Source organism: Henriciella sp. (assembly GCF_029936995.1).
Taxonomy (GTDB): Bacteria; Pseudomonadota; Alphaproteobacteria; order Caulobacterales; family Hyphomonadaceae; genus Henriciella.
The window spans coordinates 445,537-466,715 of record NZ_JAPYRE010000004.1 but is presented as its reverse complement, the minus strand read 5'-3'; the positions used below and the strand labels follow the sequence as shown (position 1 = coordinate 466,715).

The 21,179-nt window shown below is 59.1% G+C and carries 29 protein-coding genes; 1 reads left to right on the top strand and 28 read right to left on the bottom strand.

What is annotated here, in order from left to right; all coding sequences use genetic code 11:
• Position 1 precedes the first annotated feature (1 nt).
• The 28 genes from Q1K31_RS11820 to Q1K31_RS11685 all read right to left on the bottom strand — a co-directional run bounded on the left by Q1K31_RS11820 (position 2) and on the right by Q1K31_RS11685 (position 20,795).
• Complete coding sequence (locus tag Q1K31_RS11820; protein ID WP_300379639.1) at positions 2-577, bottom strand: hypothetical protein; 576 nt, start codon at positions 575-577, stop codon at positions 2-4.
• Between the two features lie 3 nt (positions 578-580).
• Entirely contained in the window at positions 581-3,019 is a 2,439-nt protein-coding gene (locus Q1K31_RS11815; protein ID WP_300379637.1) for a hypothetical protein, read from the bottom strand.
• Positions 3,016-3,684 carry a hypothetical protein gene (locus Q1K31_RS11810; protein ID WP_300379634.1) on the bottom strand — a complete coding sequence of 223 codons (669 nt, stop codon included), beginning with the start codon at positions 3,682-3,684 and terminating at the stop codon, positions 3,016-3,018. Before Q1K31_RS11810 ends, Q1K31_RS11815 begins: the two co-directional genes overlap by 4 nt.
• Entirely contained in the window at positions 3,685-3,894 is a 210-nt protein-coding gene (locus Q1K31_RS11805) for a hypothetical protein (RefSeq protein ID WP_300379632.1), read from the bottom strand. It abuts the gene before it with no gap.
• 12 nt (positions 3,895-3,906) lie between these two features.
• Complete coding sequence (locus tag Q1K31_RS11800) at positions 3,907-4,362, bottom strand: Bbp16 family capsid cement protein (protein ID WP_300379630.1); 456 nt, start codon at positions 4,360-4,362, stop codon at positions 3,907-3,909.
• Positions 4,363-4,388: 26 nt separating this feature from the next.
• Positions 4,389-5,390, bottom strand: coding sequence for a major capsid protein (locus tag Q1K31_RS11795; protein ID WP_300379628.1), 1,002 nt, complete (start codon positions 5,388-5,390; stop codon positions 4,389-4,391).
• A gap of 23 nt (positions 5,391-5,413) precedes the next feature.
• Positions 5,414-6,085 carry a hypothetical protein gene (locus Q1K31_RS11790; RefSeq protein WP_300379626.1) on the bottom strand — a complete coding sequence of 224 codons (672 nt, stop codon included), beginning with the start codon at positions 6,083-6,085 and terminating at the stop codon, positions 5,414-5,416.
• Positions 6,066-6,374 carry a hypothetical protein gene (locus Q1K31_RS11785; RefSeq protein WP_300379624.1) on the bottom strand — a complete coding sequence of 103 codons (309 nt, stop codon included), beginning with the start codon at positions 6,372-6,374 and terminating at the stop codon, positions 6,066-6,068. The genes Q1K31_RS11790 and Q1K31_RS11785 overlap by 20 nt, the downstream gene beginning before the upstream one ends.
• Positions 6,375-8,078 carry a portal protein gene (locus Q1K31_RS11780; protein ID WP_300379622.1) on the bottom strand — a complete coding sequence of 568 codons (1,704 nt, stop codon included), beginning with the start codon at positions 8,076-8,078 and terminating at the stop codon, positions 6,375-6,377.
• Positions 8,078-8,383 (bottom strand): hypothetical protein, encoded by a 306-nt coding sequence (locus Q1K31_RS11775; protein WP_300379620.1) that lies wholly within the window; start codon positions 8,381-8,383, stop codon positions 8,078-8,080. Before Q1K31_RS11775 ends, Q1K31_RS11780 begins: the two co-directional genes overlap by 1 nt.
• A gap of 1 nt (position 8,384) precedes the next feature.
• Positions 8,385-8,852: a hypothetical protein gene (locus tag Q1K31_RS11770; RefSeq protein WP_300379619.1), complete on the bottom strand. Its 468-nt coding sequence runs from the start codon at positions 8,850-8,852 to the stop codon at positions 8,385-8,387.
• On the bottom strand, positions 8,836-10,353 hold the full coding sequence (locus tag Q1K31_RS11765; protein WP_300379617.1) for a terminase: 1,518 nt from the start codon (positions 10,351-10,353) through the stop codon (positions 8,836-8,838). The genes Q1K31_RS11770 and Q1K31_RS11765 overlap by 17 nt, the downstream gene beginning before the upstream one ends.
• Positions 10,350-10,757: a hypothetical protein gene (locus Q1K31_RS11760; RefSeq protein ID WP_300379615.1), complete on the bottom strand. Its 408-nt coding sequence runs from the start codon at positions 10,755-10,757 to the stop codon at positions 10,350-10,352. Before Q1K31_RS11760 ends, Q1K31_RS11765 begins: the two co-directional genes overlap by 4 nt.
• On the bottom strand, positions 10,757-11,143 hold the full coding sequence (locus Q1K31_RS11755; protein WP_300379613.1) for a hypothetical protein: 387 nt from the start codon (positions 11,141-11,143) through the stop codon (positions 10,757-10,759). Before Q1K31_RS11755 ends, Q1K31_RS11760 begins: the two co-directional genes overlap by 1 nt.
• A gap of 102 nt (positions 11,144-11,245) precedes the next feature.
• Entirely contained in the window at positions 11,246-11,575 is a 330-nt protein-coding gene (locus Q1K31_RS11750; RefSeq protein ID WP_300379611.1) for a hypothetical protein, read from the bottom strand.
• A 9-nt stretch (positions 11,576-11,584) separates the two neighbouring features.
• Entirely contained in the window at positions 11,585-11,728 is a 144-nt protein-coding gene (locus Q1K31_RS11745) for a hypothetical protein (RefSeq protein WP_300379609.1), read from the bottom strand.
• A gap of 350 nt (positions 11,729-12,078) precedes the next feature.
• Positions 12,079-12,696, bottom strand: coding sequence for a hypothetical protein (locus Q1K31_RS11740; protein ID WP_300379607.1), 618 nt, complete (start codon positions 12,694-12,696; stop codon positions 12,079-12,081).
• Between the two features lie 10 nt (positions 12,697-12,706).
• On the bottom strand, positions 12,707-13,258 hold the full coding sequence (locus Q1K31_RS11735; protein ID WP_300379605.1) for a hypothetical protein: 552 nt from the start codon (positions 13,256-13,258) through the stop codon (positions 12,707-12,709).
• A gap of 15 nt (positions 13,259-13,273) precedes the next feature.
• Positions 13,274-13,468, bottom strand: a complete 195-nt coding sequence (locus tag Q1K31_RS11730) for a hypothetical protein (RefSeq protein ID WP_300379603.1) — start codon at positions 13,466-13,468, stop codon at positions 13,274-13,276.
• 235 nt (positions 13,469-13,703) lie between these two features.
• Positions 13,704-14,018, bottom strand: a complete 315-nt coding sequence (locus Q1K31_RS11725) for a hypothetical protein (RefSeq protein ID WP_300379601.1) — start codon at positions 14,016-14,018, stop codon at positions 13,704-13,706.
• A gap of 370 nt (positions 14,019-14,388) precedes the next feature.
• Positions 14,389-14,625, bottom strand: coding sequence for a hypothetical protein (locus tag Q1K31_RS11720; RefSeq protein WP_300379599.1), 237 nt, complete (start codon positions 14,623-14,625; stop codon positions 14,389-14,391).
• Complete coding sequence (locus Q1K31_RS11715) at positions 14,622-15,557, bottom strand: hypothetical protein (RefSeq protein WP_300379598.1); 936 nt, start codon at positions 15,555-15,557, stop codon at positions 14,622-14,624. Before Q1K31_RS11715 ends, Q1K31_RS11720 begins: the two co-directional genes overlap by 4 nt.
• Entirely contained in the window at positions 15,554-15,697 is a 144-nt protein-coding gene (locus Q1K31_RS11710; RefSeq protein ID WP_300379596.1) for a hypothetical protein, read from the bottom strand. Before Q1K31_RS11710 ends, Q1K31_RS11715 begins: the two co-directional genes overlap by 4 nt.
• Positions 15,698-16,164: 467 nt before the next feature.
• Positions 16,165-18,768 (bottom strand): DEAD/DEAH box helicase family protein, encoded by a 2,604-nt coding sequence (locus Q1K31_RS11705; protein WP_300379594.1) that lies wholly within the window; start codon positions 18,766-18,768, stop codon positions 16,165-16,167.
• Complete coding sequence (locus Q1K31_RS11700) at positions 18,752-19,012, bottom strand: hypothetical protein (protein WP_300379592.1); 261 nt, start codon at positions 19,010-19,012, stop codon at positions 18,752-18,754. The genes Q1K31_RS11705 and Q1K31_RS11700 overlap by 17 nt, the downstream gene beginning before the upstream one ends.
• Positions 19,009-19,917, bottom strand: coding sequence for a hypothetical protein (locus tag Q1K31_RS11695; protein ID WP_300379590.1), 909 nt, complete (start codon positions 19,915-19,917; stop codon positions 19,009-19,011). The genes Q1K31_RS11700 and Q1K31_RS11695 overlap by 4 nt, the downstream gene beginning before the upstream one ends.
• Positions 19,914-20,309, bottom strand: coding sequence for a VRR-NUC domain-containing protein (locus Q1K31_RS11690; RefSeq protein WP_300379588.1), 396 nt, complete (start codon positions 20,307-20,309; stop codon positions 19,914-19,916). The genes Q1K31_RS11695 and Q1K31_RS11690 overlap by 4 nt, the downstream gene beginning before the upstream one ends.
• 66 nt (positions 20,310-20,375) lie before the next feature.
• Complete coding sequence (locus Q1K31_RS11685; protein WP_300379586.1) at positions 20,376-20,795, bottom strand: hypothetical protein; 420 nt, start codon at positions 20,793-20,795, stop codon at positions 20,376-20,378.
• A gap of 34 nt (positions 20,796-20,829) precedes the next feature.
• Here Q1K31_RS11685 and Q1K31_RS11680 point away from each other — a divergent pair, with 34 nt between their 5' ends.
• A complete protein-coding gene (locus Q1K31_RS11680; protein ID WP_300379584.1) occupies positions 20,830-21,036 on the top strand; it encodes a hypothetical protein in 207 nt (68 codons plus the stop codon).
• Positions 21,037-21,179 lie beyond the last annotated feature (143 nt).

Below are 21,179 nucleotides of genomic sequence, written 5' to 3'. Positions count from 1 at the left end.
CTTACAGCCCTCGCAACCCTGAAAGGAAGCCGTCAGCACGGTCGCCCCATGCTTTCTTGCTCTTGTCCAGCGCCCCTGAGCGCTTGAAATCCTGAAAAGACGAATGCACCTGGCTGGCGCCGGCCAGAAGCGACGTGCCAGCCTCCATCCACGGACTGATACCTTCCGCGCTAGCCTCAGCCATCCCGGCCTGTCCGCGAAGCCCGGTCGCCTCAATGCGGTGGCCCCATGCCTGCCGCAGTGCGTTTGCCTTGATCGTGTTTGCGTCAACCTCGCCCATAACGTCTGTGGATGTGAGCGCATCAACGGCAGTATCAGACCCAAGGTCTACGCCGCTGGACGCATAACCGACGCGCTGACGGCTTTTCAGCTGCGCATTTTCAAGCCGTGACGCCTGCTCCTGCCGCTCCCCCCGCCCCAATGCGGCGCGGGCATCACTCTCGGCAAGGTCCGCATTGATGCGCGCCATACGTGCCTGAAATTCAGCGTCACGCTTGCGGTTCAGTGCCCCGTAATAGGAGCCGACCGCGTTCATGCCGACGCCAGCGCCCTGTGCGGCGAGTGATGCTATCGCCATGTGTCAGCCCCCTGTCGAGAATTGAACGGTGTGCGCGGTAATCATGACCGGCAGCGGGTCTTGCGCGCGGATATAGACCTGGCCATCCGCGTCCCAGTTCGGCTGGATCAGCACTTCTTCTTCCTTGCTGACCAGTGAAGGCGGCTCTCCATATGTCTCAACCGTGCGGTTCTTGGTCTCGGTGATGGAGTCGCTGTCGAGCCCGACAAAAACGCGACCGGACCGATAGAGCCGCAGCGTCACGTCGCGGATCGTGACAATTGTGCCGTTCAGGTAGGCTTCCAGTTCAGCCACCAGTGGCAGCGTGGTCATTTCTGCGGTGATCCGCTTGCCAACCCGCACAGTTTCCGCCGGCTGGTCAATTGTCACGGACCCGCTGGCAACCGTGTAAGGCCCCATCACGGCCCCGTCAGCAAGCGCGTAGACTTCCTCGCCCTCAAGGTGGTCAAGATTGGTGAACGTGTCTTCTGCCGCTCCGGAATAACTTATGGAGCTGTCCAGACCGACATACTCGCTGACCTTGGAGTAATACAGGCTTGCCATCGCCTCGACATAGCGCACGACCTCCCCGTCAATTTCACGCCGGACAATCGCATAAAGAATGGAGTCGTTGCCTTCCTCGATGATCGCACAGCTTTCAAATGTCCCGCCAGCGGTCCTGTGTCGATGCCAGGCATAGACCTGCTGCTCCGGTACATATGTCAGGCCAAGCAGCTGGCCATCGCTCGATACCGCCCAGACAATCGGGACAGGCCCCTTCGCATAGGCCATGTCCTCGATAGTCTTGTAATCGAACAGGTGCGTGGCGCGAAGGGACAGGTCCACCGAGACATATCCCGAAACCTCGAAGTCATACCCAAGCGCCCGGATGTGCCCGCCCCGCGCGGCACTGTAGATGATGCTCTCCGCCGCGACGACCGGCTGGACGCGGTTGGCCCCGATACGCGATTGCGGGCGCACGCTCACAGTGGACGGCGTGATCGGCCCGCCATCACTGGATGAGACTTTCCATTCAGCCGAATCCGTGAACAGGATCAGGTCACCCACCGGAACGGCGTGACGGATCGTTGAGCTTTCAAGATCAGCCAGTTTGATTGAAATGCCATCATCCGCGCGCACCGGTATAGAGCGATCAAGGTTGCTCTCTGTCCCGGTCTTGGTCATCCAGAAGTTTTGCGGCTTCGCCAGCGTCCCGGCAAAGACCTTGCGCTGTTCAAAATAGGCCACTGTGCGGGGATAGTCGGTGTTGAACGGGTCAATGTTTTCCGGCGGCGTCCGGCTCACATCAGCGGCAATATTGTCATCCACAAGCGTCGTTTCGGTCGTCTGGCCGATATAGCCGTAGAGGCCACCAGAGTACTTATAGACGTTTCGCCGGCCCGCCGCGCTGAATGTGATCGTGTTCGTCGCGCCCGTATCAAAAAGCTGATTGCTGGCCGTCTTGACGCCGCTGGCTACACTTTCCTGAAGCTGGTCCTCACTGACGTTCGTGGCGACGTACTTATAGGTGATCGTGTCTGACGGGTCGGTTGCGGTATCTGCTGCGACACTGGAAATCGTGGGGGCCACCTCTTCGGAGCCGAACTCGGATTCAACGAGCCGCCAGAATGTCGGACCGAACCGGCGCAACTCCATCACTGGATACTTTGGGTGCGTCAGCGTCAGAACATCGCCCGCCTGCGCATAGCCGATGTCAGGTATATCAACCTCGGCATAAGGGGAGGGGATTTCGTAAACCTCCCCCATCTTGAACCAGTATCCGGCAGTGGCTGAACTGGAAACGCCGTCATAGGCATCATAGACGGTGGTTTCCTCAACCCTGATCTCGCCTAACGTCGCCTCGCTGCTTCCTCCAGTCCATGATTCTGAAACGATCTCATATGTTGTCCGGGATATGGCAACCTTATCCCCGACATCGACTTCTTCCGGCAACTCTGTGCCGACAAACTCATATCCTGCCGGGACGCTGGCGTTTCCAGAACTTGTCAACTCCCATGTCGCGGTGACCACGGGGGCCGCGCCATATTCGTTATCTTCCGGCTTCCTGTCTGCGGGCACGTCCTCGGTGGCGTACCATGTCTCTCCCTCGTCGGTGACGATGCCGCCATGTATATAGCTTGTCCCGCTATCCCACGCATTTACGCCGCTGGTCGGCGTCAGGAGTGTTGCAGCGAAGGAATGAAACCGGATATAGGCCTCGCCAAACTCGCACATGACTGTCTGGCTCGATGAAAAGCGAAACGGAATGACGCGGGAGCGCTTGGCGCTATTCTTGGTCTCGCGCACGAAGCGCAAGCCAGCCCGCGTATGGACAGGACCCTGTGGCAGCACGATGAAATTCTGACAGACAGCCAGACCGGTATTGTTCTTCAGGTCGTCAATACGCCCCCACATGTCAGGGCTGACAATGCCGCCATTGAACGAGCGCGTATATTTCTTCATTCTCGGATAATCCGGGGCAGGTCCGGCTCTTCGACACCACGCACATTCAGCCACGATGCCTTGTAATCGGTCGGATCGGTCACGCCGCGCTGTCGGCTCTGGTTCGCGTCGGCCATGCGCGCCTGCTCAAGATAGGCCACGCCCTTCTGCAGCAGGCTGTCGCTCAGCCGCATGCCTTCAGTGCCCTTGACGATCGGTGTGGCCAGCCGCGAGGCAAGCATGAACTCCTGCGCCCACACCATCAGCGGCGGGTAGTTTGCCACTCTGGCCGCACTGGAGACGTATACGCCAACGGCTGTCTCGACATTGGTATAGATGACCGCCCGGCCATCATCGGCCATGCCGAGGCGGCAATTCTTGTTGACGGTATCGTCTTCGGCCATGCTCTCGCGCACGGCGATGAATTTCAGGCACTCCGCCGGGAGCGCGTAAGTGTAGGTGAATGCAGACGGGGGCGGCGCACTGGCGCTCAGGTCTGCCAGCGTCACACGCGCTGTGGCAAAGCTCCAGGTATGGCTTGCCAGCGTCTCGTCGCGCACCAAGGGCCAGAACAGCGCGCAGTATTCTGCTTCCACGCTCTGCTCTGGCGGATCAATGGACGCCACAATGCGACGCTGCCCGATATGAGCGAGCGCCGCATTGCAGATATCAAGGGCGGAAGCCATTTATTCGGCCTTCGCCTTTTCTTCGGTCTTGGGCTGAGCTTTCGCGGCAGGCTTGGACTTGTCGTCCTCGACCTTCTCCAGCCAACTGGCCTTGAAGGACACGGGAACATAGACCTGCTCGCCCTTTTCCACGATACGCCACCCGCCACCGGACACATTGTAGTGCCCGGCTTTGGTGGCAACGCGAAGCTCTCTCTTCTCGTCAGCCATGTGTCAGACCTCCTAGACGATTGCCGCAGCAGGCGCGTCAGCAAACGCCTTCCACTGGCTGATGTCAGGCGTCAGGAATGCGTCAATCGCCCCTGCCGTGAAGGCTGCCGTACCGGTTGTCTGGAGTATGCCGACATAGCGCTCATACTCACCCGCCGGGAGACGGACAGCGCAGACACGCACACCTGCCGACAGGTCTGCAACCGCAATTGCATCCGTCGAGAAGTGATACGTGGCCGAGCCATCAGCCGCGATTGCAGCCTGGGCATCAGAGACGAGATGGAACTGCCCCGTGGCCGAACCGCCGGATGTGGCGGTCGTGTCCACGAGAATGACGAGATAGAGACCGTCCGCGATGTTCCAGCCATCGCCTCCGGTGTCGTATACATCGCCAACGAGATAAGAGCCTGCGCCACCTGTATTGAGAGCGGTGCCGTCGCAGAACTCGGTGCGTTCATCCATAATCATGGGATTGGTCCTTTCGAGTTTTCGGATTAAACGGTCACGCCGGTTTCGGTACGAAGCAGCGCATCCGTGCGGCGGCAGGGAACGCCGTCGAACGTCATGACCCGCTTGCCTGCAACCTCGTCCATGGCGAGGGTGGAGTTCTTCACCTTGTTCACCATCTGGCGACGCAGGAAGGACTTGGCGCGGCGGTTCATGTAGAAGGCCGGACGGCCCGCAAGGTTTGGCGGGATGTCGCAGGCAATCGTCATCAGGTCGATGAGATCAGGACCGGCAGACACGTCCTTGGTCAGATCTTCATCATTGTACTGGATGCGAACGACATAGCGCCAGTCCTTGACGTGAAGGCCACCGTCCCAACGATAGTGCGAACGGTAGGCTTCCATGCGCCCGCCATTGCCATCGATGTTCTCAATGGTGACTTCGCCCTTGTCACTCATCTGAAGGCCCGCCTTGGAGCCTTTCGGATAAATGCCATGAACATTGTCGCCCCAGACCACCAGGTAGATGGACGCATTGTCAGCATTGTCAGGCGAGGAGCCAGACGAGAGGACAATGTTGTCACCATTCTGCGCAGTCTTGTCAGAGAAGCGCGAGGCAAAGCCGGTGAACCGCTCCGGGTTGACCGATTCATCGCCATAAAGGACGGTCGAGGCCATTGCCTGCGACATGCCTTCGACGTGGGCGCGGTCTTCAGACAGGCGGAAAGCAGACGTATTGCCGTTCAGGTCGGCAAGCGCCTTGTCCACCTCGGCATAGGCTTCCAGCATACCGCACGTGTCGGTGATCTGTGCCGTGGTCGATTTGGTCGGCTGGACGCCGCCATAAATCTTGCGCCATGTCGGCTCAGGAAGCCCTGTACGGATCGTGCCCTTGTGGCCTGTTTCGAGGTTACCCTCTTTCCAGACCATGTCTTCGAGCATTTCATTGGTTTCCGACAGGATTTCCGCAACCGCGTCGATCTTGCCGTCAGGATCAAGACGGCTCGTCAGGTCCCGAAGCGTTGGGTGTGAAGTTTCGAGCGTGGCCATACCACCACTCCTTTCATGCTAAGTTAGTTGGTGCCGTAAAGTCGCTCGGCCTGGGTCTTCGGCCCGGACGGAGCGGGCTGGCCTGCGACCAGCGTGTCATCGCCCACCTGCTTGTTGAGGCGCGCGAAAAGCCGGATGACTTCAGGGTGGTTGCCGAGGCCGCTTTCATTCAGAAAGCCTGTCAGCTCTGGCGTGGCGAACTTGTCATAAGCGGCCTTGGCATCAGCCAGTGACTGCTCGAACTTGTCGCCGCCGATTTCCTTGTCAGCCTTGGCCTGCTCGCCCCATTCGGAGACTTGCGCTTCGTGCTGACTCTGGATCTCTGAAGCCCAGCGCTGGCTCAGCTGACTGCCGAGATCGACAATCTTCTGCGCCTGCTCATTGTCCAGCCCCAGCTCTGCCGCTAGCGATTTGACGCCTTCCAGCGTCTCGTCTGCCATCTGCACATCATCAGGGGTCGTGAACTCGAACGTGGCCGGGTCCGGCGTATCCGCGTCAGCTTTCTTCTCGCCGTCATCTGCTTTCGCAGCTTCGGGGTCCTCGTCAGCTTTCGGCGGTTCGGAAGCCTTCGCGTCCGGCTCGTCGGCCTTGGCGTCGTCTTCCTTCGATGACACGGTGCTTTCGGTGTTGTCTGCGGCACTCGTCATCAGCGTTTCGGTTGTTTCGGTCGTGTCCTCAGTCGTCGTGTCGGACATAAAGCTCTCCTATGATCTGCCTTGCGGCGTTCGGATCGACCCTTCCCATCCAGTCAGCCAGGACCAGCGCGACCTCGCGCCGCCCTTCGAGCTTGAATGTTTCGGAATTGCCGGTGAAATTGCTTCGCGTAAGGCCGCACTTTCCGAGAATTTCACTCATCACGCGCCGACCATCAGGCGTCTGGAGGATGGCCTTCAGGGACTCATCAACCTCTATCGCCCGCTGCCTCTTTTTTTCGCTGATTTCCTCGCGGCGCTTTTCGCGCTGCTGAACCGTTTCCCAATCCATCTAGACGTCCACCGCGCTGGGGCTGTTATAGCCCTGGAACATGTTCAGCACGTCCGTCGCGCCGTTCTGCCCGGACGTGTCGATACTGCCCAGCTTCGATGCGGTCTCGGCCTGCTGTGCCGCCGCAGCCATCTGCTGCTCCTGCTGCTCGCGTTCGGCCCGGGCCTGCCGGATAAAGCCGACACGCTCATTGCCGATAATCATCTTGGGATCGACGCCAAGTGAATCCGAATACATCTCCGCCCATTGATCCGCGTCGAACTTATCGAGCACGTCAGGCTTCATCTGTGCGACGACGCCAAGCGACCCGATAAAGCGGTCAATGCCATTGGTTCCAACCGCGCGCTGCGCCTGCGCCAGCACCGAGACGAACTCCACCTGAAGCTCCCGGCCCTCCAGCTCGGGCGGTGGCGGTGCCGTTAGCCCGGTCTCCACCATGCGGGCAAAGGTATTCTCGACCAGCGGACGCAACAGCTCACCATGCAGGCGCTCAAGCACGGGGCCGAGCATCAGCATCTTTTCCTCGTGGCGCTCCGCCACCTCGGTCGCGGTCATGTTCGTGTCCGCGCCGTAATTGTCGAACATGCGGAAGACATCCGCGAACATGCCGGCGTTGATCCGGCCACGCACATCATAGATATCTTCGCGCAGGTCAGAGAGCCGCAAGGGCACATCCCAGATCGACTGGATGCGGCTGTTCGGTGTATTCATGTCCCCGAAGTTCATGCCGCCCGGCAGCATGTCGCGGGGGGATTGCTCAAAGCTCGTCGGTGCCTGAAGCGGCGGGTTTACCTGGTATTCGATGGCACGGCCCTTGAACAGCTGCTCGTGCTGAAGCTGCTTGCAGTCGCCCAGAACAGTCATCGCCGGGCTGGTGCCGTAGATGTCGCCCGAGCGCCGCGCCCACCGGGGGCAAAGCGCCGGGAAATCGTCATACCCGCCTTCACGCAGATAGTTCTCACCGGTCTCGCCCGCCTCGATGTAGCAGGAGGAAAACGGCTTGTTCCTGCCATCTCGCTTGCTGGCATCACGCTCGCGGCGCGGCTGGATCACATGAATGACCGGAATGCCCGCATAGTAATTTCCGGCATCATACAGGCTGCGCACGGTCTGGCTGCAATTCTCGCGGCCAAACTCTGCAACCAGCTGCTCAACCGTTTTCTCAAACTTCCGGGCCACGGTCGTCACGCGGCCATTGAAGTCACCCGCAAGACAGAACTCGCCAAGCGGTGCCGTGTAGTGATCAACAACACGCTCGAAGCTGTCCATAGTGATCGAGCAGCCCGTGCCGCCAAGCCCTAGCTGGCCATAGATCTGGTGCAGCATGAGATAGGTGTTTGATCGGTGGAAGATCGAGAGCAGTCGCTTGGTCTCTCCCGAGAGCCATTCCTTCACCGGCTCGTACTCCATCAGCTCCGGATCCGGCAGCATCAGGCGCACCCAGGGCCGGGCCGGACTGGTCATGCCGGACATCATGCCTGCTTGAAGCGTGTTGAGCGCCAGCGTGCCGGTATTGTCGATGATCTTGCCGCGTGACCGCTCACCCTGGTTGCGGTCGGACTTGTCCCGGCGCACAAGCATCGGGTCCATGTGATCGGCCAGCTCGACCCAGTGCGTCAGCCACGGGCTGCGCTCTGTATCCAGCTGCTGGTACAGCTTGCGAGCCTTGCCCGCGCCGCCCAGTGGGTGTGAATCGTATGCCATTAGCCCCCCAGAAGGGTTGTCCGCCCAAGCATGCCGCCGCTTGCGGGCGCGCCATTGGTGCCGGTCAGGAATGTGCCGGACGTGCCGGATGTCGCATCAGCCCGGTTGCGCTTCATAAGCGCGGCCACGTTCGGGCTTTTCTGGTTGGCGGCATTGAACTCGCGGTCAGCCTGACGCCGTGCGTCCTCGGCATTCCGTGCCGCCTGCTTTTGTGCGCGCTTTTGTGCCTTGGCCTGTTTGTTCGAGGCATACACCGTAGCGCCCGCCCCGAGCGCGGCGGCGCCAATTGTTGCAGAAATAGCCATGTCAGAGGTTCCGCTTCCAGATCACATCCTGGACGCTCGCGCCCATGCGCGGCATCAGCTTGTCGAGCGAGGTGCCGGGCTTTGCGTGCCACAGCATGATTTGCGCCCCGCGCGCCTTGCCCCGCTTCTCAGTCTCGCGGATCAGTTTCAGGCCAAGCGGCCCCTTGCGATCGGCCTTGCGCACGAAAAGCACATCGTTCTGGCACATGGTCAGGTCGCTATAGTGCAGGTTCGGGCTGATAATGTTGGCGCTGTAGCCGACCAGTTCCTCGCCACGGAATGCGCCAATCACCAGCAGCATGCCAAGATCGTCCAGCGCCTCGTAACGCTCACGGTCAGGCTTGAGCACCATCAGTGCCTTGTCTGTTGCCAGTTCCTCGCGATGTTCAGCCAGAAGCGGCATGGCCATGTCGAGAAAGTCGGACGCGCCGATTTCCTCGAAGCGGACAGGCTCAGCTGTACGGGTCATGGCCGGTGCGGGCATTGGCGCGTGAGAGTCGGGCATATGGATCATAGTCCCTGTGATTGCTGTGCGGCTGGCGCAGCGGGTTCAGCTTCGCCTTGGCCGTGATCAGCTCAGCGAATGTCAGTGCGAGCGCATCGCCCCTGTTCGGAGAGGCGAGCCCGCGCGTTTTCATATCCTGCTTGCTTTCGAGCATGATGCGGCCATCGAAGTTGCGCGACTTCGGCACGACCGTTTCCGGACCGATAATGTCTTCGTAAAGCGTGGCATCGTTCGGATCGATGCAGCCGCCCTCCTTGAGCCACATCTTCATGCGGCCCCAGATTTCAGCCCGCTTGTTGGCGTAAGCGATATCGGCCGGCGCGCTGCCAAACCAGACCAGCCGCCACTTGCGCCCCATGGAGCGACCGGCAGAGACAATCCCCGTGCCATAGCCCGCATCCACGAATACCGCGTCAGCCTTGTGCTCGTCCTCCAGCATGGCAATCTTCTGCGCCACCTCGATATCGTTGTCGTTGCGCTGAAGCGTCATCAGCGATTTCGAGTAATTGCCCTGCCGCAGCATCACCTCGAAGGTGTCGTCGCCCGTCCATGCGGGATCGACCCCCAGTATGACCGGCGCAAAATCAAACTGGTGGCGCTCAATATGACGCGAGCGGGCGGCGTCTGCATCCTCCGTGGATATGAACTGCATGGCCGACTGCGACGGAAACTCGCCGCGCACGCGGACCTTCACAATGTCGCTATCCTCCCCGTAATCATCGACCATCTGCTGAAGATATTTCTTGTTCGTGCCGGGCACCGTGCGGCTGTCAATCTTGCGCGTGATCCAGCGATGCCGGAAGCGCCTGAAGCACTCCCTGAACCGCCCGCTGTTTCGTGTCGGATTGCCGAAGACCACCCAGATCAGGACCGTGCCCTCATCCGTCAGTGCGCCTTCCGCGACCTCCCACACCTTGTCATGAATGTTCGAGCCCTCATCGAACAGCAGAAGGACAATCTTGCCCTCATTGTGCAGGCCCGCGAAGGCTTCCGTGTTATGCTCGGACCATGACACCAGGTCCTGCCGCCAGTTTTCCGGGTCTTCCTTGCTCTTGATGCCCAGCGTCTGAACATCAAACCAGTGGCCCGTGATCGACGCCTTGAACCATTTCCCGATTTCCGGGCTGGTCTTGGTCTTCAGCTGTGTTTCCGTGTTCGCGGTCGTGACAATGCGGCAACCTGGATAACACGACATCGCCCAGTTACTGAGCATGCCCATCTCCGCCGACTTGCCGATACCGTGCCCACTGGCCACCGCGATCATCAGCGGGTCAAAACGTGTCTCCGGATCACTCAGATGATCGCGAATGATCCCGTTAATGTCGCGTTGCCATTCGCGCGGGCCTTCGTGCTTCTCAAGCGGGCCGTGCCCCCAGTCCCATGCAAAGTCGCTCCAGCCGTCAGGATCGTGGCGAAACTGGACCGCCCTTTCAATGAGCTGGTCATCAAACTGGGAGGGCGTCACTCTTCAGCCGTTCGCTTTTCAGCGCGGGCAAAACGATCAGCAAGGTTGCTGCTTACCGTGTGATCCAGCGCAACGCGGTCACCATATTTCTTTGGTGCTAGCTTGGCGGCAACCCATTTGCGCGCATCAACCCGCAGCCGGGACCGCTGAACGTTTTCCGCGTTATCCTCGTCGTCCTGCCCATCGTCGGCTATCGAGATAATTTCATCGAAGATCGCGTCGGCTTGTGTCTCTCTCGCGCGCGCGTATCTCTCCGCGAGATTTTCCTTCTGATCCAACCACACATAAAACGTGGACTGCGCGGGCATATCCTTGTCCTTGCAGATGCTGGCAATACTCTCGCCGGATGCAATGCGTCCGAGTATACGCTCAAAGACAGCTTCGGAGAACGCTGTGCGCGCCATTAGCCGAGCGTCCCAACCGCAGAGCCACCTGTCACGCCAGAGGCAATCAGGCGATATGTTCCGGGCGCGTCGATGTAGCCGGTCGCTGCTGCCGTGAACTCGCCGTCAGGAACAGCCACCCAGTCTGAGCCTCGGTTCAGGCTGCGTTCCAGCGTTAGCGTGATCGTGCCGGACACATCGCGGACTTCGTAAGAGCCGCCATTGGTGACCGCAAAGGCCGAACTGGTCAGCTCGGGCGTCAGGCCGATATCGGTTGCGGCATCAGACGGGCTGGTGATCGACGGCGTTGCGACGGCGGGCTGCGGTGGCGTGACTTCAGCCTCCCCGCCAAGAACGGGCCGCAGGACCGGACGTAGCACAGGCCTCAGAATTGAGCGTGTTGCCATTCCTTGCCTCTCAAATAAACCACCCCGCCCGGACGCTTAGCGCGACGGGCTAGGCACAAGTCAGGAGTGACCGCTATGGTCGCGGGCTGGGGTGGGATAGGGTTAGATTGTGAACGTCACGCCAGTGCATTCGGCATTTGCCAGATTTACACCTGCAGATCTGGGCGCACGATAAGAGTAATCTTCCGCACAAAATTGCCGGGCTTCCGCATAAGTATCGGAAGTGACGCCTTGGAACTCTTTCAGCGTCTCGTTAAAGTGTTGGCGCTCGCTGGCGAGCTTGTTCTGCGCCTCAATGTACAGGCGCTCGGCCTCACGAAAGTGCTCCACAGCGCCCTCAAGACATTTCACGGCGTCGGTCAGGCGAGCAGCAGCACTAGGCTTATCTTCGCCGTCCGGCTCAGGGGCGCGCTGTCCGTAGCTCTGCATCATATCGTTCTCCTAGTCTCGTTTGCCTTCAGCGGGCATGGGCTTCATGCGTGGGCCGCAGTCGCCTTCATCATCCGCCTGCCGGATCAGCTCTGCCCTTGCGGCTTCTGCTTCCGTGTCACAGCGGTGTTCGTGTTCCGTGAGAAGGGAATCCATGGGGGCCTCCGATGTGGGGATGTGAGAAAGCCCCGAAAGCCTGCGGACAGTCCAACGGGGGCCGCACAGTGAACTGCACGGGATGATATGAGAAAGCCCGCTGCCGGGTGTGGCGCGGGCGGTGTTAGAAAGCCCTCGCGTACCCGTTTGAGCAGAGGCGAGGACCGTATTCAGACTTGAGCAGCTTCGCTACGCCGGTGCCGCCGGACCTCGATTGCGCTCCAGACGATCGGCAGGGCGTCAGAATCACAAAAGGGGAGCGCGTTAGCCGCAACTCCCCTTATTCCTGTGTCCCCATTTCTCATGATTTGGTAAGTCCGTCAACGGGACGACACAACTGGTTGTGGAAATTACCGGAACCGCAAATATTCGAACTCTTTAAAGGCGTGCCTGCAGAGCGGTGTAAGGGCGTAAAATGCCCCTCCGTCTCTCCCTATCGGTGTCTGCTCCAGCAAGCCGGTGCGGGCCAGATATCTCAAATCAACCGCCCAATAATCCACTTTTTCAGACTCCGGATTATCTGAGATCGGCGGCGTCAATACAGGCGCCAGCTGACGGGATTTCAACACCTTGATAACCGGATTGCGCACCTGCACCACATCAGCTTGGTTGCGGGCGAAGATTGCCTGTAAGGCCTCAATCTGATCTTCGTCCACCTCCGGACGTATCCTGACTGCTCCTCCCGTAGGAAAGTGAAACAGGACAACCGGCTTCCAGCCTGCCATGATTAAAGCGCATCCAGAATCGATACTGCTGGTAACAGCGTAAGGGCAACCGGCCAGCGTCTTGGGTTCGTCGCTTATCAAATTTTCGACCTCCCGCTGGCTGGCGCGCAAGTTACCCGTCATTATGAAATTATACGTATCCTCAGCTAGGAATATACTAATTCGAGATTTCAAATTTTGCGGCTCATCTATGCACGCTAACTCGGCGGTCAATTTATCGAGCGTTTGTTGAAGCTGGATCATAAGACAAATCCTATACTATCCCGAAATGCACGGCCAGAAGTTCCGCCGGATATTCCAGCACCTCGCATGTGCGCCGCGTGATCGTGCAGCCCCATGTCGCGACCAGAATTTGCAGGGCCTCATTCTCCTTCCGGCGGCACTGGCGCAGTACGTCCTCGGCGGCGCTGTAGCTGTCCTGGATGTGCTTCAGGGCTTCCTCGCTGGTCAGGCCCTCGCCTCGTGAGGGTTCCAGCGTAGAGAGGATATCAGGGGCCTCACGTGGCGCGCCAGAGGCCATGCGGAACATCTGCACCTTGTTGCGGTATCGGTGCAGGGCTTCGCAATGCCGCTCGCTCAGGTGGCCATGAGCCTTTGCCACTCCGAGCGGATCGTCTGGTGAACCCGGTGCGCCCTTCAGCAGTATCTTGCGGCGGGCCTCCTGCTCCGGTGTGGGCTTCACCCGGCGGGCATCAACGGGGCGATCGCGCATCTTGCCACTAGGCTTGCGGCGAGGTGTGCCCTTCAGTGCCAGCTCACCTGACGGCTTTTTCCGGGCTTTGGTCTTGTTGCGGGTTCTAGCCATGAAGGGACTCCGGTGTCATGGGGTGGAAGGTTTGGAGGTGTTGCGCGCGTTCAGGCCGGCGAGATACTGCTGCGCTGTCTGGACTTTCCAGCCTGCATCAAGCGCCTGCTGGGCCTTAGGCTTCATGAAGGTCTCAACAACGTGACCTGTAGGAGATGTGCAGATCCATGAGCCGCAGCGGGGTTCGAGGCGGGGGAGTGTTTCAAACATCACACTCTCCCACTCATTCCAGATTGCGCCTTCCCGCCCGGCCAGCGTCTTGCGCCGGGGAGCGGGGCTGTTGCGTGCTTATGCTCATCACACAGCTGGCCCTTGCACTCTGTGCCGCAGAGGCGGGCCTTGCCGTCTGTGATGATGGTGTGCTGGCAGGAGCCGCGTGGGGATGGCGCGGGATGACCGCCCCACGCTTGCGTCACACAATGGACCTTATCAAAGGGCTTGCGGCTCATGCTGCGCCCTCCAGTTTGCAAACCAGCCCGTCAGCGTCGGCCAGCTCCCAGAAATGCGCTTCACCGTGCTTGGCGTACATGCGGCGAACGCCGTAGAGGACGCTCGTATGGTCCTTTATGGCAAACAGCCGAGCCAGTACGGGCATGGAGTATTTTTCCGGGTCAACGGCACGCAGATAGGCCCAGGCATAGAACCGGGCGCGGCTAAGGTGGTGCGGCAGGTGCGAGCCCTTGAGTTTTGCAAGCGCAAGCGGCTGACCAGCATCTGATGCGGCACGGGTCATCGCGTAGAGCATGGGTTTCGACATCATGAGGTTTTCCCCGGGCTCAAATTTGAAAATCTGTTCTTCATCACTGTCTCTAATTTCTGTTCTTCTTCGGTCTTGCTGGTTGGTGAGAACCTGAGAGAAAGGCATAGGACGACCAGCCCCCGCCAAATGGCCGGGGTGGTCCCCATGCCCTTCACGATCTTGCTGGCCGGAGCCGAACCGTCGTGTCAGGCCCTTCCGGTGGTGTGACCTATCCCCGGAAAGTCGAGAGCTACTTGCGACACTGATAGTCACTGTGCCGGGGACCGCGCTTCTCTCTTTCGGACTGCGCTTTGCCTTGGTCCCGCCCCATAGTGGGCAATGAATCTCCAGCGCTACCGTCTACCAAACCGACCGCTGGCGATTGTCCGCGTCAGGTACGAACAGCCCGTTCCTCCTTTCGTCTTTGTTTTTCGGGAAAATCGGCCACGTGAAGGCAGCCGCGCTTTGTGATCTTGTGAAAATCGTCTTCGCTGACGTACTTCCTTATGAGGCCCATGACGCTCTCTACACAGCGATCTTGGCGCGCACGCTTGATCGTCGCACGGTCATCGCCATGCGCGCGCATCTGCGCCAGTTTCGCCGCGTTCCTGAGAGTCTTGATCCTCATGCAGACACCCCTCTCAATTGCAGGGCCACGGCTCTCAGGCCGTCACTGTCCTGGTAATCGTTGAAGTCGCCACGCACCGGAGGCATGGCCCACACATGGCCAGAGCGGCGGGCGTAATATTCCCCCGTCCCAAGGCCATCAAATTGCTCGACTGGCTTGTCGTGATCGGCTGCGATGATCGCGCCGGGATGCTCACTGGCCACCTTGGCGACATTGGCCGTAGAAAACGCGCTCAAAACCGTCGCAGAGCGCCCCAGTAGCTTCAGGGCAGCGCGCAGGGTCAGTGCGGTCGCAATGCCCTCTGCAACCCATGTCTCGCGTCCTGTGGCGATCCTGTGGCTTGCGCCGTCCATCTTGCCGCCAAGAATGTTTTTCTTCTCGCCTTCCGGGGTAATGAATTGCACGGTCGTGATCGTCTTGCCGATCCGGCCCGGCACGATAAGGAGCGGCTGACCAAGATCGGGCATGGCACGCATGAGGCTTTCGCCCAGATTGCTTGCCGGGAAATGCTTTAGCGGGTTTTCATGAACAAGGCCGACCTCGTTCGGGAAGCCCTTGCGTTCCAGATACGGATGCGTTGTCGCCTCACAATCCTGCACGATAGCCGTGCAGATACGCGACACCGCTTCATACTGCTCTTGCTGGCGGCGCTGGCGTTCTCTCTGGCGCTCGGCAATCTCGCGGCGCTCCTTGTCAGACAGCCGGCTTCTGCCTTGCCCGTTCAGCTTGAATATCTCTTGCAGGCCGTTTGCCCAATTGTGGGCAACGCCACCCTGGCGATCATCGAAAATCAGGACGCGGCCAGACGTGTTGCTTTTGGCCTTACCGACAACAGGTGATTTCGCCCATATGCCGGGCTTGGTATTGCGCGGTACGCAGATGCCCACCTTCTCGCAGGCTTCGCGCATGGCTTCGTCCAGCGTCTGGCTCATGCGATATGCCCCCAACGCCGTCCACTTCGAATATCGAAGATTGCCCACTTGGACACATTGAACCGAAACGCCATTTCCTCGGCGCTTACATCTTTCCGGTTACGGATCGTTCGAACATCATCTTCGGTAAGCTTAGACATTCCATGCCGCGATCCGGCATTATCTCTACCCACTGCGACCTTATCCCGTTCGTTTTCCGCAGCAGTTTTCCATGCCAAGTGGCGTGGATTTACGCATCCAAGACGGCCGTTATTGCAGCTATGCGCGGCATGCACTGCTTTATCGGGAGGCGCGCCATGTGCTCGCTCACATATCACGCGAGAGGCGATATGCGGGCGGCGTTCACTAGCTATAACCCCATAGCCATGAACATTTCTTTGAAAGGGCCAGATAAGACAGTCATCTCCCAAATATGTCAGGGCAACATCACAAATCCATTGCTCCGTCTGGGGTGGGCTCTTTTGCTTTGTACCAAGTGGATCGCCATAGAGATTCCAGCGCCTGTAATGCGCTGGACAAAATCCACGCGCAGCCCCAGGCTTATTCGCATCTCTTGCGCAATTCTTTACCGAGCATTTTGCATAAGGCGCGTCTTTTCTGCGAGGCATTAAGCAGCCCTCCGTGTTCTCTTGTTTTTCCGGAAGCGCTTGGTTTCCCGCTCAACCAGCGAGAAGGCATGCTGATCAAAAGACGCAGGTATGGTCATATCGTACCAGCCTCTTGGGGGCTTGGAAGTCGGATAAATGCCCGATCTTCCGAACACGATGCCAAATGCCCATCTGCGAGCATGATCTTCGCCCTTCGATGAGTGCATGGCACAATAAGACAGGGCTGCCTTCCAGACCGTCTTAGGCGCTCTCAGGCAATCGGCCCGCAACCCGGCGCGCGGCTGCATCGCAAACCGCTCCAGGCTGAACTCGTGCAGCTCGCCATCCGCAACCGTGACATTTGACCGGGCCGGACGTTCCCAACCGCAAGCGGTGCAGATGCTGCCACGGATCGCGCCGGAACATTCAGGACAGACAACCTTCTCGCGTATCTGTTCGTTGCGCTCGCGCTTCTCGGAGTCGCGCTTGGTCGCTGTATCCAGCTCGCCCGCGCCATTTTCCCACACATCGAACATCTCAAGCGCGAACCGCTCGATATTGCCGCTATGATCGAGCCAGAGCGCATCCTTTGGCGATCCGTCCGGTAAGGCCCGCATGACGCGGCCGATTTCCTGCATGTGGCTGGACAGGCTCTTGCGATAGGGCTTGCAGCTAATGCCGATGCGTGCCTCAGGACAGTTTCCGACAATCGCAATCTTGCCACCGCGTCTGGTGATGACTGTCGATAGTCGGTTTCTGATGCACCAGACCCGCTCACCATCGCGCGACGAGTCTATTCTGAATTTGGCCGCAAGTTTACTATTGGGTTCGGTCTGCAGCCACTGAGCGTCACGCACGCTCACCACATACATAGGCTTCCCAGCGCTAGTGGTTTGAGTTGAAAAGCTGGCCGAGTAACCTCGCACGACGGCCATGTGGGTATACGCGTCGGCTTGCTCTTTGCGGTCGCACCAAAGCCAGCCTGCTTTTTTACCTTGCTTCGCGCCGTCGCCTTTAAGCAGTTCGTCCCAAAACACGCGAAACTGCTCTCGGCTCATGTTCATGAGTTCTGGGGAAACATTCTTGTCGATATACTGCTGATACTGAGACCAGCCGTTTCGCGCTAGCGCCCCCCCGGCAACACCCTTTGGAATGGTAAATTCTATCGCAGGCTTGCTGTTCGGGTAGCAGGTCGCCCCCGGCTGACGCTCTCGCTCATTGAAGTCAATTCCAAGCCGAACCAAAAGGTCGCGAATCTCGTGCTTGTATTCCTTGGACTGACAGATTCCAAGCGTGCTGCCGGTCAGCCAGCCGTCCGTCATAAACCAAGCGATGAGCCTCAATTCATCGTCTGATAGGTCGACACCAGAAAATTCATACTCACCCGAAACTGGCAGGTAATAGGCGCTCTTGCGCTCGGCCATCTGAAGAGCGGTTTTGGTGATGAAGTTTTTCGAGCGCCGACCGCCGATCTTAGGGTCACGATACTTGATATGAAATTCGTGACCCTCGGTTGTTCGAATATCGAAGCGCTGGCTTTTAATTGCGACTATTCGCTCACCCTCATCAAGTGGGCGGTCGCCATAAAATTCAACGTCTACGATCTCGACCCGCTCTGTCTCGCGATTGTAGCCGTAAACTTTGTCGCCAACCGCGAATCCCCCGATCCCCTTCCAGCCATCAGGCGTGAGGATTTCTGTGTCCTGATCGAAACAATCAAAGCCCTTGGTCAGAACACCGCAGGATACCAGCCCGTCAATCAGGCTGTCAGGGCGGCGAAACTCCCTGATCTTGTCGCGGCGCTCATCCTCGTTCTTGTCGAGATAGCTGATTTGCTGGAAATTATAGCCAGCATCCCGGAAAGCAGTGCAAAGCTCGCGGCCATGCTCGACGGTCGGACTAAACACGATGGTCTTTGCAGGCCCGCCAAAATGCTCATGCGTCTTTGTCACCCATTCCGACACCACGTCACCAATGATGCGGATACCTGCCGACGCGGCGCTTTCGTCTGTGAACTCACCAGAGCTGTTCAGGCCAAGGTCGGCATCTTCCGGGCTTTTGGCGACATAGATTTTAGGCTCAATGAGAAAGCCGTCATTGATAAGGTCGCGCGTCGGAATGATGTTGACGACACCATCCCACTCATTGCCCATGCCCTTGGTGAATGGCGTTGCGGTCAACCCGATCTTAACCGCGTCCGGATAGCGGTTCATGAGGTCTACAGTCGCCTTGTAGCGCGTGTGCGCCTCGTCAACGACAATCAGGTCAGGGTCACGTGGCAGGCCGCGCCGGGCCAGCGTCTGGGCCGAACAAACCTGCACATGTTCGCGCGGAGCGTAACGGTCATGAATGCCCTGAATGACACCATGAGGAATGCCGTATTCGTCGAAGACAGCACTTGTCTGATCGACCAGAGCGACACGATCCACGATAAACAGCGCATAGCTGCCCTTGTGACTGGCCTGCTTCAACAGATGCCCGGCAGTGAGCGTCTTGCCCGCGCCTGTGCCAGCGCAAAGCACGATGCGCTTGATGCCGTCACGTATCTTGTCGCGCAGCGCCTCGACAGCATTGGCCTGATAGGGGCGCAAATTGATCTCTTTCGCCTCATGCAGCGTCAGCATAGCTCACCTCCTGATAGGCCAGCTTCTCGGCCTTCTCTCGGCTCATTCCGCCGTCAAATTCGATGATCGCCGCGCGCTCCTGCCAGTCGTCATAGGCAGGCCAGACTTCGCGTTTCACGGCCTCGATATTCTTCTTCACCCAGTCGAGCGCTGCAGCGTCCAGCTGACCGGGACGCAGCCGGAAGGAATATCCATCCCGGATCACGTCACCGCCATTGGCACGGATGCGCTCAAGGATGCTCATACGGCGATCCCCACGCGCTTGATGTCTGCAAGTTCACGCTCAAGGTGACGGGCACGGGCAAGTGCCTTGTCCGCCTTCTCATTGGCGCGGAACATCTCGCTTTCCTTGTGCCGGATCGTCTGGGCCTGCCGCCGGATCGTCTCGGCCTGATCCCCGTCAAATCCTTTCACCTGATCCTTGAGCGCCTTGATCTCTGCGGCCTGTTCCTTGTGTTTCGCCCTGGCATCCTGAAGGTCGAGCGACAGCCCGACATAAGCATCCTCGCGGGCCGCATCTGTCAGGGCGCGGTATTGCTTGCGCAGCTTGGCCTCGGCAGGGTCTTCCGGCTCAGGCTCAGGTTTTGATTGCGGCGCGTAGGAACCGGCAGGCTCTTGCTCACGCTTCACGCTCGCCACGGATTTACCGGTCTCGACAGCGGCTTTGTATTCCGGGTTCTGGTCTACTTCGTCGGCAAACTTGGCTGCACGCTCGACGGTTGCGCGCGATACACCATGCTCTTTTGCGAGACGTTCGGCGGTGTTTCCTCCCGAAACCTCACTTTGAGGGTTCGGTGAATTTTGTACCAGATTTTGCTCTTTTGACCGCTTCACGCGGTTGTAACGACGCCCCAGAAGAAGCCGCCGCTGATCAGGCGTCAGGTTGCGCCGGCCAAGCTGGTGCGCGTCCATCCAGTCAAGCGCAGCCTCACGGTCAGCAAACTCTTTCTGGACCGTGGCGAAGTCGAGCCCGTTACGCTTGCAAATGTCATAGCGGTTGTGGCCGTCGATCAGGGTATTGCCCCAGACGACCAGCGGGTCGCGGCAGCCTTCCTCGACTATGTTCGCCTCAAGCTGCGCAAATTCCTCATCCGTCAGCGGAGGAATGTAAGACTTGAACTCTGGATCAATCTTGATGCTATCGGTCATGCCGCTACCCCTTGTGCTTTGAATGTCGGAATGAGACCGGCCAGGAATCCGCGCGCGTCATCGACAGAGCGCACGATGTGATAGACACCGCCGGACGTGGTGATTGCGTCGGCCCACTCTTTCTGAGACTTCGATTGACGGCCTGCCCCGGTCTTCACTTCCAGACAGACCAGACAGCCGCGCCAGAGAATGTGAATGTCGGCAACGCCGGGCTTCACGCCCTCTTTCTTCAGCCGGATTGCAGACAGCGGGACCAGCTTGCCCTTGACGTTGATTTTCTTCCCGCCGCGCTTCTCGCCATTCGGAACGGCCCAGAAAGTCGCGTCAGCCGGAAGGGCAACCTCAAGCAGGTCGACAATGGCGCACTGGATTTGATGCTCTTCGTGCTTCAATTGCCCTGCCCTTTCTTGCTTTCCAGCTGGTCAGTCATCCATTCGGCGCGATCTTGCAGCGTCTTGCTACGGCCCATTGTGCGACGCACCGCTGCCGGGGTTATCCATCCGATCCACCGCAGAAAGGCGCGCTTCCAGCTCTCGACGGCGCTCGTTGAGCCTTTTGGCTTCTTCATCGATTTCCCTTTCGAGTGCTGCCAGATCGCCCGCATCCATCGCGGGGGCCTGGACGTATGTGACGATGCTTCGCCAGCCAGCGGCGGCGATGTGCATCAAAGTGAAGTAGTGAGGCAGCAGACCGCCGCGCCAGTTGCAGACGGTCGAGTGAGACACGTCTATTCCGGCTGCGTTGAGGTCCGCCCATTGGACTTTTGCGGTGGGCCACTGCTGAAGCTGTTTCTTGCGCCAGCGGGCCTCCATTGTGGATTCCAACAAGTTGGGATTTATTCGCGTGCTATTCATGATCGTTTCTCCGATGTTGGTCATCGGAGCGACGCGAGGCACACACAGAGGAGCGCTCATGACGACAGATGCGAGAGCAAAGGAAGCCTACAGCAAGGGCCTTTCTCTCTTGATAGATGGCCTCCGCCAGATACGGATCGGGGTGGAAATCGACCGGATCATGGACAGAGCAAATTGCGAACCGGACGGCGCGGGGACAGATGCGCCGCCCGGTTCTCGCGTACACCATTTCAGGGGGGACAGGACGCACGCGAATGGGGGATAATGGGCGGGTATTATCTACCCCCCGCCAAGGGATGCCCGGTACTTCTAAACGCGGCTCTGTCCGCGACACGGCTGGGCCGGGTGGGCGTGTTGGAATAGAAAGCCCCCGACGCGCCCGAAGGTGCGCCGAGGCAGTGCCTACCT